We start from the raw sequence: 13,676 nt of genomic DNA on the forward strand, positions 1-13,676 counted from the left end.
CCTCCGACCAAACCCCTCATCGGTCCCGACCACAAGGGCTGTTGGTCATGGTTTGCGTCGCCTACGCTGGGGGTTCCATGTCTCGGGTGGTGGGTCGGCTCACCCTGCTCTCGGCGGTCCGGATCCTCCTCGAGCGGGGCCAACCGGTTGCCCTCCACGGGCCGACCGGCATCGGCAAGAGCGCCCTCCTCGACGCCCTCGACGACGGCGCCCGTTCGGGCCACGGGGCGCTGGTCCTGCGGGCCGCCGGGACGCCCGCGGAGCGTTCGCTGCCGTTCACCGCCGTCCAGGACCTCATCGACCAGCTGACACCGGCGCTGCTGGGTCCCGCCACGCCGCCGCGCCGGCCCGCCGAGCGGCTGGCGGCAGGCCTGTCGACCGAGGCGCTGCGGTCGGTGCTCTGCGAGGAGTTCCGGGCCCTGCTGGAGGAGCTGTCGAGGGGCCGGCCCCTGCTGATCCTGCTCGACGATGCCCAGTGGCTCGACGACGACTCCGTCTGCGTGATCGCCTACGCCCGTCGCCGGCTGCCCGGCAGGGTCGGGCTGGTCGTCACCGTCGGGCCCGACGGCGGCACCCCCGCCCTCCCCGATCTGCACCGCCTGGAGGTCCCCCCGCTCGACCTGGGCGACACCATCGACCTGCTCGGCCGGCACGGGTTGCCCGCCCACCTGGCGCAGCGTGTGTACGCCGAGTCCGGGGGACTGCCGTCGGTCGCGCTGGCGCTGTGCGGGGCGATCGGCCCGCACCCCACGCTGCTGGGACGCCCCAGGCCTCTGCCCGAGACGATCGAGCGGCTGCTCCGGTCCCGCTTCCTCGCCCAGGACGAGCAGGTGCGCGAGACCCTGGCCCGCGCCGCGCTCCTGCACCGGCCCACCGTTCGTCAGCTGGAGCGGGCGGGGCGGATCGGCGCCGACGACGACCTGCGCGCGGCCGCCGCGGCGGGGCTGGTCGCCCGCGCCGAGGAGGCGGTCCGGTTCACCCCGCCGGTGCTGCGCCGGGTGATCACCGAGGCGATCCCCGCCGTACGCCGTGCCGAGCTGCACCGCGAGCTCGCCGGCGTGGCGCCGGGCGCCGGGGAGCAGGTGCGGCACCGCGCGCTGGCCGACCCACGACCGCACGCCGAGCTGGCCCGGGAGCTCGGGCTCGCGGCCCGGGAGGCGGCGACCGCGGGCGGACGCGAGCTCGCCACCGAGCTCTACCTCCTCGCCGCCGACCGCTCCCCGGCCGAGCTCGCCGGCGAACGGGTCGAGTGGCTCGCGACCGCGATCGAGACCGGCGCGCCGGGCAACCACGTCGAGCTGGTGCGGCGGGCGCTGGGCGACTTCCTGCAGCTGTCGGCGACGCCCGGGCAGATGGTGCGGGTGCGCCTGGCCCTGCCGGAGCTGGCCGGCTCGGGGGTCGCCGCCATGGACGAGGTGCTCACCGCCGCGCTGGCCGATGCCGGCGACGACGACCGCCTGGTGGCGATGGTCCTGCTGCAGCGCGCCCGGGTGGCCCTGATGGAGTCGCGCCCGGCCGAGGCGGCGCACCGCGCCGAGCATGCGGCCGACCTGCTGCGCCGCGCCGGCGACCGCCCCGGCGAGGCCGCGGCGCTGACCACACTGGCCGTGGCGACCCGCTGGACGGGGGAGGGCCGCCACGACGAGCACCTCGCGGCGGCGCTCGCGCTGACCCCCGCGTCCGAGCCCGCCCCGCCGGGCATGACCCACGTGTCGGCGGCGTACCTCGCCGCCCGCTTCGCGTTCTACGACGACCGGCTGGACGACGCCTGGTCGGCGTTCCTCTCGATGCTCGCCCGGGTCGAGCGCGGCGCCGGGATGGACCAGGTGCACGTGCTGCGCTGCCTGGTCGAGGTGGGAGTCCGGCTGGGCCGCTGCCGGGAGGCGCTCGGGTACGCCGCACGGGCGGCCGTCGTGGGTGAGGAGTTCGGCCTCGACCCGCACACGGGATGGTTCATCACCGCGCTGGCCGAGCTCGCCGGGGGCGACCTCGCGACCGCGCGCCGGCTGGCCGAGCGGGGGGCGCTCGCCGCCGAGGAGCAGGGCGACACCCGCTACCTGCAGCGTCACCTGCTGCTGCTCGGGCAGGCCCACCTGCGCAGCGGCGACGCCCTGGCCGCCCGCAGCGCACTGACCCGGATCAGGGAGATCGAGGCCAGCCACGCGATCAGCGACCCCACCGTGAACCGGTGGCAGCCCGAGCTGGTGTCCACGCTCGTCGCGCTGGGCTCGGTCGCGGAGGCCGAGCGGCTCGTCGCCGAGGCGCGGCACGCGCTCGACGGGCGGTCCGGCACCGACGGAGCCGGCGCCCAGCTCGACCGGGCCGAGGCGGAGGTGCTCGCCGCGCGCGGCGACGTCGACGGGGCCCTGGTGCTGCTGGACCGGTCGGCGAAGGTCTGCGCCGACGTCGGCATGCGGCTCGACCTGGGCCGGGCGCTGCTCACCCGCGCGCACGTCGAGCGCCGCAGCCGCCGGGCCGCCGCCTCCCGGGCCGCGCTCGCCGCGGCCGAGACGTGCTTCGCCGAGCTGCACGCTCGATCCTGGCTCGACCAGGTCCGCACCGAGCTGGCGCCCGGGCCGGTCACGGCCACCGACGACCCGCTCATCGGGCGGCTCACCGACACCGAGGCACGGATCGCCCGCCTGGTGTGCCAGGGCGCGAGCAACCGGCAGATCGCCGAGCGCCTCTACCTGAGCGTGAAGACCGTCGAGGCGACACTGACCCGGATCTACCGCAAGCTCGACGTCCGCTCGCGCACCCAGCTCGCCACGCTGCTGGTCCCCGGGCCCGCCGAGTAGCCGGTCTGGCGTATCGGGGCTCCGCCCCGCCACGCCGGCCGCGGGTGCGACTTGCGTGGGTCGTCCGACGGTGTGGTTGCGGTAGGTGCGCGGGCTGCGGGCTCCGGAGGGCCGACAAGGGTTTCCCCGCTACCCCCGTCTCCGGGGTCTTCCTACGTTTCTCTCACTCGTCACGCCGGCAACCTCCGGGGCGGCGAGCTCCCATCCCCCTCATCCACAAGGGAGCACCATCTCCATGAGAACCAGAACGCTGCTCGGAGCGGCTCTGGCGGCCTCGGTCTCGGGCGTCGTCGCCCTCGGACCGCAGGTGTCGTCGTCAGCCCAGGCCCCGTCCGCCCACACCGTCGCACCCACCGCCGCCCACCAGGGCTCGCAGGCCGGCAAGCGCGAGGCCAACCGCGTCGCGGCCGACTACCTCGCCGACCACCGCGGCGCCTTCAAGGCCAGTCCCCACGACTCCTTCCAGCGGGTCAGCACCACCGCGGCCACCAACGGGGCGCAGTACGTCGCCTACGACCGCACCTACCGCGGCCTGCGCGTGATCGGCGGGGACTTCGTGCTCGCCGTCGACCGCACCGGCAAGGTCACCGGCCGCAGCGCGACCCAGCAGCAGGTGATCGGGCTGCGCTCGGTCACGCCCCGGGTGAGCGCCGCTGCGGCCCAGCGCCGGGCGCGGACCCTGGTCGAGCAGGTCAGCGGCACCACCCGGCCCGAGCTGGTCGTCCTCGCCCAGCACACCCCGCGGCTCGCGTGGTCGACGCTCGTCACCGGCACCTCGCACGGTCAGCCGAGCAAGCTCACCGTCTACACCGACGCCCGCACCGGCAAGGTCCTGGGCAGCTGGGACCGCGTGGTCGACGGCAGCGGCACGGGGTACTACTACCCCGGCGTCACGATCGGCACCTCGGCGAGCGGGTCGACGTACCGCATGTCCGACTCGAGCCGGTCCGGGGTCTCGTGCGCCAACCAGTCCGGGACGATCTTCAGCGGCTCCGACGACGTCTGGGGCAACGGCTCGGGCACCAGCCTGGAGACCGCCTGCGTCGACGTGCTCTACAGCGTCGACAAGGAGGTCGACATGCTCTCGTCGTGGCTGGGCCGCAGCGGCGTCAAGGGCAACGGCACCAACTACCCCTCCCGCGTGGGCCTCGCCGACGTCAACGCCTACTTCGACGGCACGATGACCAACTTCGGCCACAGCCAGGACAACGCCCGGCAGCTCACGGCCATCGACATCGTCGCCCACGAGAACGGCCACGGCGTCTTCGAGACCACCCCCGGCGCCTCGACCGGCGACAACGAGACCGGCGGCATGAACGAGGCGACCGGCGACATCTTCGGTGCACTCACCGAGGCGTACGCCGCGAACCCCAACGACCCCGCCGACTTCACCGTCGGTGAGGAGGCCGACCTCACCGGCAGCGGACCGATCCGCTACATGTACAACCCCAGCCTGGCCGGTGACCCCAACTGCTGGTCCTCGAGCATCAAGAACGCCGAGGTCCACTCGGCCGCCGGGCCGCTCAACCACTGGTTCTACCTGCTCTCGCAGGGCTCCAACGCCTCACCGGCCTCGCCGACCTGCAACGGGTCGACGGTCACCGGCGTCGGCATCCAGACCGCCGGCAAGATCTTCTACAACGCGCTGCTGCTGAAGACGACGTACTGGACCCACGCCAAGGCGCGGATCGCCTCGCTGACCGCAGCGAAGAACCTCTACGGCACCACGGACTGCACCACCTTCAACCGGGTCAAGTCGGCCTGGGACGCCATCTCGGTCCCGGCCCAGTCCGGCGAGCCGACCTGCGGGTCGACCGGTGGTGGCGGTGGCGGCACGTGCACCAAGGTGACGGCGACCGGCACGGCGACGTCGGGCTACTCGACGTACGCGCCGTCGTCCACGGGCTTCTCGGTCACCACGGCGGGCACGATCAACGGCTGCCTCACCGGCCCGAGCGGCGCTGACTTCGACCTGTACCTGCAGAAGAAGAACAGCAGCGGCAGCTGGGTCGACGTCGCCTCCAGCGAGGGATCCACCGCGACCGAGTCGATCACCTACGCGGCCACCGCGGGCAGCTACCGCTGGGACGTGTACGCCTACTCCGGCTCCGGCTCGTTCACCTTGAAGTACGACACGCCCTGACAGGCGCGCCGTACGGCGCAGGACAAGCGCGGGGGCCCCGGCGACGCCGGGGCCCCCGCCCCTGTGTCTGCAGGTCACGGGGCGAGGGGGTGCTCCGGGCCGGCGGACAAAGGGTGAACCCCTCGCTGCATGGGGTCAGCAAGGGGTTCTTGCCGACATCTTGAGTGCTCCCTCCGAAGTCGACGTCCCCAGGGTGACATGAGCCCGTCGGCCTGTCAGCGGATTGCGCCAAGGTCGCGGACGCTGGGGTCGGGGTGGAAGGCTGGGGTCATGAACGGACTCGACCTCCTCGGCCCCGGGCAGCGGGGCCTCTTCATCGGCGGCAGCTGGCGCGACGCCGAGGGCGGCAAGCGCCTCGACGTGATCGACCCCGCGGACGGCTCGGTCCTCACCGACGTCGCGGACGGCTCGATCGCCGACGCGGTGGACGCGCTGGACGCCGCGGTCGATGCCCAGGCCTCGTGGGCAGCGACGCCGCCCCGCGAGCGGGGCGAGATCCTGCGCACCGCCTTCGGTCTCGTCACCGAGCGCGCCGAGGCGTTCGCGCACCTGATGAGCCTCGAGATGGGCAAGACCGTCGCGGAGGCGAAGGGCGAGGTGTCCTACGGCGCGGAGTTCTTCCGGTGGTACGCCGAGGAGGCCGTGCGCATCCACGGCCGCTGGATGCAGGCCCCGGGCGGGGGCAGCCGGCTGCTGACGATCAAGAAGCCGGTCGGGCCCTGCCTGTTCATCACACCCTGGAACTTCCCGCTCGCGATGGGCACCCGCAAGATCGGCCCCGCGGTCGCCGCGGGTTGCACGATGGTGGTCAAGCCGGCGAGCCAGACCCCCCTGACGATGCTCGCGCTGGCGGCGGTGCTCGAGGAGGCCGGCCTGCCGGCGGGGGTGCTCAACGTCGTCACCACCAGCCACACCGGGGAGTTCAGCGAGACCCTCCAGGCCGATGACCGGCTGCGCAAGGTGAGCTTCACCGGGTCCACCGGCGTCGGCAAGGTCCTGGTCCGCCAGTCGGCCGACCGCCTCCAGCGGCTCAGCATGGAGCTGGGCGGCAACGCGCCGTTCCTGGTGTTCGAGGACGCTGACGTCGACGCCGCCGTCGAGGGCGCGATGGTGGCGAAGATGCGCAACATGGGCGAGGCGTGCACCGCCGCCAACCGGTTCCTCGTGCACTCCTCGGTGGCCCAGGAGTTCGCCGACAAGCTCGGCAAGCGGATGGGCGGGCTCACGCTCGGGCGCGGCCAGGACTCCGGCGTCGACGTCGGCCCGCTGATCGACGAGCGGGCCGTCGAGACCGTCAGCCAGCTCGTCACCGACGCCGTCCACGACGGCGCGACGGTCGTGTGCGGTGGCAAGGCACCCGACGGTCCGGGCTACTTCTACCCGCCGACCGTGCTGCTCGACGTGCCGGTCGAGTCCGAGATCAACGTGCAGGAGATCTTCGGGCCGGTCGCGCCGATCAGCACCTTCGACGACGAGGCCGACGCCGTCCGGATGGCCAACGACACCGAGTACGGCCTGGCGTCCTACGTCTACACCCGCGACCTCGCCCGGACGATCCGGCTGGCCGAGGCCCTGGAGTTCGGGATGGTCGGCGTCAACACCGGCCTGATCTCCAACCCCGCGGCGCCGTTCGGGGGCGTGAAGTCGAGCGGGTTCGGGCGCGAAGGCGGCTTCGAGGGCATCGAGGAGTACCTCGAGACGACGTACGTCGCGCTGCCCGCCGGCTGATCGGACCGGTGCTCGCCGGGCCGGGCCGGGGGTCAGCGGGTCGAACGGGCGATCTTCGCGAGCCAGGCGTCCCAGCCGCGCTGCAGCCGGTCGCGCCCGCGGACCGGCTGCTGGTCGGAGACCCAGTAGGCGAAGAGGTCGTCGCTGGTCTCGGTGCGCTGGTGCAGCCGCAGCCACACCGGCAGGCTCTCGATCCGGACCGCGCGCAGCGCCGCGTCCACCAGCCGCGCGACGTCCCCGCCGTACCGCCCGATCGTGAGCCGTTCGGGCTCGACCGGGCCGGAGGGGAGCTCGACGTCGAGGTCGAGGACGACGTGGTCGGTGCGTCGTTCGAGGTGCCAGGTCGGTGCGGGCGCGGGCAGCGCCTGCGAGGACACCGTCCGCTGCACGGCCTGGAACAGCACGACGTCGGTCGGCGAGACGCGCCCGGCGACCACGAACCCGGTGTCGCCGTTCGCGAAGGTCCACGTGGTGTCCCGGAACCCGTAGCGCAGCCGGCTCGCCTCGCCGACGTCGTGGGCCACGCCGGCGCCGGAGTCGACGGTGATCGTCTCGTTGCCGGGCTGGTAGGAGTAGGTGACGTCACCGAGCAGCGCGGAGGTCACGGTGAGCCAGCTCTGCAGCACCGGAGGCTCGACGTCGCTGCCGATGAACGAGTCGTCGACGACCAAGGTGTCGTCCGGTGCGTCGGCCGGGCTGAGGTCGAGGCGGTACGACGGATAGCCGACGTCGTCGGCGACGCGGTCGATCTCGGTGAGGAGCCCGGTGAGCTCGCGCACCGTGGCGACGCCGGTGTAGTCGACCGCGATCGCGGGCGCTCGGTCGTCGCTCGGGGTGGTGACCTTCGCCTGGGCGACCTGCTCGATGCGGCCGAGCCGGGTCTGCACGCTGTGGGCCTGGTCGAGCGCTCGCGAGCACCCCGTGAGGAGCGAGCCGGAGAGCGCGGCGAGGACGCAGGCGCGCACCACCGCCCTTCGCCCCCCGAAGGTACCCATGCCCAGCATGGTGACTGATCGCGCCGCGCTCCGGGCCGGAACTGCCCAGGACGAGGGTTGCGGACGTGCTCCGGGTCACCCGCGATGATGAGGTCATGGACGTCTTCGGGGACACCGTCACGCAGTACGTCGAGTTCGCCGCCTCAGCGGATCCGACCTCGCCGTGCTTCGCGGAGTGGTCGCGCGAGGTGGCCCAGGACGTCGACGTGCTGACGTGGCTGGAGACCCTCCCCGTCCCCAAGCGCCAGCCCAACCTCGTCCTCGCGGCGGCCCGGTGGCACGGGGTGCCCGCCCCGGGGCCGTACGCCGGGCTGCGCGACGCCCTGCTCGGCGACGACGGCACGATCCGGCGCACCATCCTCGGGCGGGCGACGCAGACCAACGAGGTCGGGCGGCTGGCCACGCTGCTCCCGGCGTTCGCGTCGGTGGCCGGGTCGCGCCCGGTTGCGCTGCTCGAGGTGGGGGCCAGCGCGGGACTGTGCCTCTACCCGGATCGCTACCGCTACGCGTGGCACACGCCCGACGGCGTACGCCGTGCCGGCAACCCGGGCGATCCCGAGCTGGCCTGCGCGGTGCTCGGCGACGGCCCGCTCCCCGACGAGGTGCCGCGCGTCGCCTGGCGGGCCGGCATCGACCTCAACCCGCTCGACGTCACCGACCCCGACCAGATGGGCTGGCTGAGCATGCTGGTGTGGCCCGAGCACGACGACCGTCGCGCCCGACTGGCGCGAGCGGTGGAGGTCGCCCGGCTCGACCCGCCCCACCTGGTGCGCGGCGACCTGCTCGAGGCACTGCCCGCGATGGTCGACCGGGCCGCGGAGCACGGGCCGGTGCTGGTGTTCCACAGCGCGGTGATCGCCTACCTGCCCGACGAGGGCCGCGCCGCCTTCCACGAGCTGATGACCGGCTTGGTCGCGGCCGGCCGGTGCCACTGGGTCAGCAACGAGGGAGCGCGGGTGCTGCCCCGGGTCACCGCGACCGCCGCCCAGCCACCGGAGGACGAGCACGGCTTCGTGCTCGGCGTCGACGGCCACGCGGTCGCCCGCACCCACGGCCACGGCCGCAGCCTCCGCTGGCTCGCGCCCCGTTGACGGGAGAGGTCAGAGCGGGGCGGCCTCCAGGCCGAGGGTGCCGGCGAGGGCGGCGCGGGACCGGATGCCGAGCTTGCGGTAGACGTGCGAGAGATGCCACTCCACCGCCTTGACGGTGACGACCAGGTCGTCGGCGATCTGTCGGTTGGTCAGCCCGACGGCGGCCAGCCGGGCTACCCGGCGCTCCGCACCGGTGAGGGCGGCCAACGCCTCGCCGTGCACCGGACGAGCCGGCTCGCCGAGCCGGTCGAGCAGCCTGCGGATGCGGCTCTGCAGCGGCCAGAGCTCCTCGCGGCCGGCGTACGCCTCGGCCGAGCGCAGCAGCGCCAGCGCCTCGCCGGCCAGCGGTCCGCCGGTGAGCATCAGGAGTCCGGCGAGGTCGGTGTCGATCTGTGCCGCCAGCCGGGCGGCCGGCTCGCCCGCGATCACCGCGCGCGCCTCGCGCAGCATCGCGACCCGGTCGCTGCGTGCGTCGACCGTGGCCAGCGTGCGCATCCCCATCGCGACGGCGTACGGCGCGTCCGCGGCCCGCGCGACCGCGAGGTGCTCGCGCGCCAGGGCGGCCCCTTCGGGCCGGTGGCCGAGTCGCACCGCCGCGAGGGCGCCGCCGATCCGCCAGGGGATGACCTCGGGGTCGTCGAGGCCGTCGGCGAGCAGCCGCCCCGTCCGCCCGAAGTGGCCGGCCGCGAGGTCGAGGTCGCCCGAGGCCGCGGACAGCTCGCCGCGACCGTAGTGCGCGACGGCGCCCGTCACCCCCGGCCGGTCCAGGTAGGCCCCGAGGGACTCCCCGAGCGTCATCGCCAGCGACAGCTCACCCCGGGCGAGGCGACAGTCCAGTGCCGTGGTGAGCGCCATCGCACGGTCGAGGTCGCTGAGACCACCCTCGGCGCGCGCGACCTCGAGGTCACGGAGGGCCTCGCCGATCCGGCCGGCCCGAGCACGCTGGAAGGCGAGCGCGGCCAGGCTCTGGGCGGCACGCAGGTGGTCCCGTGCCGAGGCCTCGGCGAGGTCGGCTCGGGTCATGCACCCACCCTAGGAAGGCATCGACCGGCGGGTGGGCGAATCCAGTGGATCACCACGGTGGACCAGTCAGGTGCGGCCGAGGAATCCCAGCAGGCGCACGTCGTACGGCGCCATCGCGCGACCTGGCCGGACCGCGGCGAACCGGACCCCGCGGTCGCCGGGCCGGACCAGGCGGTGTGCCAGGGGGAGCAGCTGTGCCGCGAGCGCGGCGGGGATCGGGGTGCCCTCGCCCGTGCTCTGCCCGACGTCCCACCCGTGGACCGTGACCTCGATCGCGGCCGTGGCGACCAGCAGCGGCATCTCCAGGTCGAGACGCGAGGCGGCGCCCTCGATCACCACGTCGCCGGGCGCCGGGCGGCTCCACGCCGTGAGCAGTGCGCAGGCCTTGTCCTTGATGGCGTCGACCCGGCCGGCGGCTCGGCTGCCGCCGCGCACCGCGACGATCCCGCCGGCGGCTTCGGCGAACGCGTCCAGCCCGTCCTCCATGTGGGCGAGGAGGTCGGCGAGCGTCCACGCCTCGCAGGGCGTGGGCCGCGCCAGCAGGGGCGCCTCGACCGCCGCCAGGCGGGCGCGGGTGTAGCCCAGGGCCCGGTCGAGCAGCTCGACGGACCCGGGGAGGGTCTGGGTCACCTCGGGCTCAGGTGGTGGGGGGCCGGTGGTCGGCGGGCAACCGAGCGGGCAGGCCGAAGGTCTCGAACAACCGGTGGTCGAAGAACGCGGTCACGTGCCGGACCTGGTCGCCGTCCAGCTCGAGCACCTGCAGCTGGAACGGCACGAAGTCGCCCTGCGGGGTCCGCATGTAGAGGCCGTACGCCGGCTGGCCGTTGGCCCGGGTGGGCAGCATCGGCATGTCGTTGACGCCGCCGGGGCACTCGTTGCCGATCAGCCAGCCGATGTTCTTCCGGCCGCGGTACCAGCTGGTGAACGGCGGCATGTCCCAGGTGGCCTCGGCGGTGAGCATCCCGACGATCGAGTCGACGTCCTTGCGCCAGAACGCCTCGACGTAGCGCTCCAGCAGCTGCTGCTGCGCGGGCGTGAGGTCGGGCTCGACCGTCTCCTCGGTGAGCCCCCGCTCGGCGAGCTGCGCGTGGGCCCGCTGGAGCGCGGAGTTGACGGCCGCCGAGGTGGTGTCGAGCGCGGCCGCGACCTCCGCCGCCGACCAGCGCAGCACGTCGCGCAGGATCAGCACCGCACGCTGGCGGGCCGGCAGGTGCTGGAGAGCAGCAACGAACGCCAACCGGATCGAGTCGCGCTCGGCGACCACCACGGCGGCGTCGGGCACCGGCTCGAGCCAGGCGATCTCGTGGTTCTCCTCCAGCGCATCGCCGGCCAGGGCGTCGGGTGTCCCGAGGCCCGCGGGCAGCGGGCGCCGCGGTCGGCCCTCGAGGTTGGTCAGGCACACGTTGGTGGCGATGCGGTAGAGCCAGGTGCGCACCGACGAGCGGCCCTCGAAGTCCGCGGAGGCCTTCCACGCGCGCAGGAACGTCTCCTGCACGAGGTCCTCGGCCTCGTGCACCGAGCCCGACATCCGGTAGCAGTGCGCGAGCAGCTCGCGCTGGTAGCGCTGGGTCAGCGTCGGGAAGTCACCGAGCTCACCCAGCCCCGCGCCGTCGGCGTCCCCCTGGGAGTCGGTCTTGGTCGTCACGGGTGCCGCCTCGGTCGCCGTCATGGGTGCTGCTCCTCGCCAGGTGTGAGTCTGCCTGACCTACCGACCGGCGTCGATGCGCAGATTCATCGGTGTGCGGCGGCGACGATCTCCAGGGCCCGGTGCGCGGCGGGTACGGCGAGCTCGCGATCGGCCGGCACCAGCCCGACCCGCGTGCGCCGGTCGAGGAGGTCGTCGACGTCGGCCGCGCCCTCGTGGGTGACGCCGAAGATCAGCTCGGCGAGCGTGACGGGCACCCGGTCGTGCACCGGCGCGATCAGCTCCTCCTCGCTCAGCCCGCTGACCTCGCGGGCCGCGGAGAGCACGAGCGCGGCGTCGGTGCCGTAGCGGCGCACCAGGCGCGTGGGCAGCTCGAGGGCGGCCAGCTCGTGCCGCGGCGCCGCACCCAGCAACGGGAGCTCGCGCGTGCGGCAGGCCCCTGCCTCGAGGCCCGCGCCGGCGACGGCGGCGTCCACGGCGTCCTCGGCCATCCGCCGGTACGTCGTGAGCTTGCCGCCGACCACCGTGATGACGCCGCTGGAGCTGGTCACCACGGCGTGCCGCCGCGAGAGGTCGGCGGTGCGTTCGCCGTCGCCGCCGTCGTCACCCAGGTCGAGCAGCGGCCGGAGCCCCGCGAACGTGCCGACGACGTCGCTGCGGTGCAGCTGGTGGGAGAACGCGGCCGAGACCACGTCGAGCAGGAAGCCGACCTCGGTCTCGGAGGCCTCCGGCACGTCGGGGATCTCCCCGTCGACCGGTTCGTCGGTGAGGCCGACGTACACCGTGCCGTCGGGCTGCGGGAGCACCATCACGAAGCGGTTGGTCTCGCCGGGCACCGGGCAGAACACGGAGACCGTGAGCCCGGGCAGGGTCTCCTCGCGCAGCACCAGGTGGGTGCCGCGGCTCGGGCGCAGGGTGATGCCGTCGACGAGCCCGCCGGCCCAGACACCGGTGGCGTTGACGACACTGCGCGCCGTCACCGTCGCGCACGCGCCGTCTCCCGAGGGTGCGGTCTCGTCGCGGAGCACGACCGAGGTGCCGGTCGCCTCGAGCACCCGGGCGTGGGTGCGCACGTGGGCGCCGTACGACGCAGCCGTGCGGGCGATCGTCGTCACCAGCCGCGCGTCGTCCTCGAGCTGGCCGTCCCAGCCGAGCACCGCACCGCGCAGGCCCGCCGGCCGCAGCGCCGGCACCAGGCTGAGGGTCTCGGTCGCGGAGAGGTGACGGGGCTTGGGGAGCGTCTCGACGTCCGTGCGAGCGCCGCGGCGCAGCAGGTCGCCGGCCCACAGCCCGCCTCGGGTGACGTAGCTCTGGAGTCGGGTGACGCTCGAGCTCAGCGGGATCAGCATCGCCATCGGGTGCGTGAGGTGCGGGGCCGTGACCTCCATCAGGATGCCGCGCTCGACCGCGCTCTCGTGCGCGACGCCGACCTGGCCCTTCGCCAGGTAGCGCAGGCCGCCGTGGACCATCTTGGAGGACCAGCGGGAGGTGCCGAACGCGAGGTCGTGGGCGTCGACGGCGAGCACCGACAGGCCGCGGGTGACGGCGTCCAGCGCGACGCCGGCGCCGGTGACGCCGAGGCCGATCACGATCAGGTCGACCTCGGTGGGGACGCCGGCGAGACCGGGGGTGATCCGGGTGCCGGTCATGGCTGCAGGCTCCGCGTCACGGCGAGCGAGAACTCGGCGTCGAGGTCCGCGAGCGTGACGTCGTCGTCGACCATCGTGTGCGCGGAGAGCACGAACCCGTGGGCGGCGAGCAGCATCGACCGCGCCATCGCCACCGGGTTTCCGGCGCGGGCCGCGCCCTCGGACTGGGCCTCGCGGAGGGCGGCGACGGTCAGCTCGAGGATGCCGTCCTGGGAGCGGCCCCGGCGGGAGAACAGGTAGGGGAGGATCAGCTCGGGGTCGAGGTCGACGATCCGCACGAACAGCTCGTTCTCGCGCAGCCGCTGGACGGTCCCGACGATGTCGCGGACCAGGCGCTCCACGGTGGGGGCGTCGGGGTCCTCCTCCGCGAGCGAGTCGGCGACGACCTCGCCCCACTCGCGGGTCATCAGGTCGGCGAGCAGCTGGGGCATGTCGGCCCAGGTGCGGTAGATCGTCATCCGCGAGACCCCGGCCCGACGGGCCACCTCGGTGAGCGTCGTACGCCGCCAGCCGACGTCGAGGATGCAGTCACGAGCCGCGTCGAGGTAGCCGTCCCGGGGCTCGGTCCGGTCCGCATCGTTGTGACGAAGTGACGTCATATGTC

General features: G+C 74.0%; 10 protein-coding genes. 4 read left to right on the forward strand and 6 right to left on the reverse strand.

The features are described 5' to 3' along the window. Positions 1–77: 77 nt before the first annotated feature. From AC3ANS_RS23925 to AC3ANS_RS23935, 3 genes are all read left to right on the forward strand, one after another. On the forward strand, positions 78–2,798 hold the full coding sequence (locus tag AC3ANS_RS23925) for a helix-turn-helix transcriptional regulator (protein ID WP_488294065.1): 2,721 nt from the start codon (positions 78–80) through the stop codon (positions 2,796–2,798). 235 nt (positions 2,799–3,033) lie between these two features. Beyond that, complete coding sequence (locus tag AC3ANS_RS23930; RefSeq protein WP_488294066.1) at positions 3,034–4,941, forward strand: M4 family metallopeptidase; 1,908 nt, start codon at positions 3,034–3,036, stop codon at positions 4,939–4,941. Positions 4,942–5,211: 270 nt separating this feature from the next. After that, positions 5,212–6,669 carry an NAD-dependent succinate-semialdehyde dehydrogenase gene (locus tag AC3ANS_RS23935; RefSeq protein ID WP_488294067.1) on the forward strand — a complete coding sequence of 486 codons (1,458 nt, stop codon included), beginning with the start codon at positions 5,212–5,214 and terminating at the stop codon, positions 6,667–6,669. A 32-nt stretch (positions 6,670–6,701) separates the two neighbouring features. Here AC3ANS_RS23935 and AC3ANS_RS23940 read toward each other — a convergent pair whose 3' ends face one another. Beyond that, a complete protein-coding gene (locus AC3ANS_RS23940) occupies positions 6,702–7,664 on the reverse strand; it encodes a hypothetical protein (RefSeq protein WP_488294068.1) in 963 nt (320 codons plus the stop codon). Positions 7,665–7,759: 95 nt separating this feature from the next. Here AC3ANS_RS23940 and AC3ANS_RS23945 point away from each other — a divergent pair, with 95 nt between their 5' ends. Then, positions 7,760–8,755: a DUF2332 domain-containing protein gene (locus tag AC3ANS_RS23945; protein ID WP_488294069.1), complete on the forward strand. Its 996-nt coding sequence runs from the start codon at positions 7,760–7,762 to the stop codon at positions 8,753–8,755. A gap of 9 nt (positions 8,756–8,764) precedes the next feature. Here the strand turns inward: AC3ANS_RS23945 and AC3ANS_RS23950 are convergent, their stop codons facing one another. The 5 genes from AC3ANS_RS23950 to AC3ANS_RS23970 form a co-directional block, all read right to left on the reverse strand. Beyond that, positions 8,765–9,778 (reverse strand): helix-turn-helix transcriptional regulator, encoded by a 1,014-nt coding sequence (locus tag AC3ANS_RS23950; protein ID WP_488294070.1) that lies wholly within the window; start codon positions 9,776–9,778, stop codon positions 8,765–8,767. Between the two features lie 66 nt (positions 9,779–9,844). Then, on the reverse strand, positions 9,845–10,408 hold the full coding sequence (locus AC3ANS_RS23955) for a maleylpyruvate isomerase family mycothiol-dependent enzyme (protein WP_488294071.1): 564 nt from the start codon (positions 10,406–10,408) through the stop codon (positions 9,845–9,847). A gap of 7 nt (positions 10,409–10,415) precedes the next feature. Then, positions 10,416–11,447, reverse strand: a complete 1,032-nt coding sequence (locus tag AC3ANS_RS23960; RefSeq protein ID WP_488294072.1) for a sigma-70 family RNA polymerase sigma factor — start codon at positions 11,445–11,447, stop codon at positions 10,416–10,418. A 62-nt stretch (positions 11,448–11,509) separates the two neighbouring features. Beyond that, entirely contained in the window at positions 11,510–13,072 is a 1,563-nt protein-coding gene (locus AC3ANS_RS23965; RefSeq protein ID WP_488294073.1) for a glycerol-3-phosphate dehydrogenase/oxidase, read from the reverse strand. Continuing rightward, the gene (locus AC3ANS_RS23970) at positions 13,069–13,671 is read right to left on the reverse strand and encodes a TetR/AcrR family transcriptional regulator (RefSeq protein WP_488294074.1); all 603 of its coding nucleotides are present in this window, start codon (positions 13,669–13,671) and stop codon (positions 13,069–13,071) included. Before AC3ANS_RS23970 ends, AC3ANS_RS23965 begins: the two co-directional genes overlap by 4 nt. Positions 13,672–13,676: the final 5 nt, after the last annotated feature.

The sequence above is a fragment of the Nocardia sp. 149-1B genome (assembly GCF_057747975.1).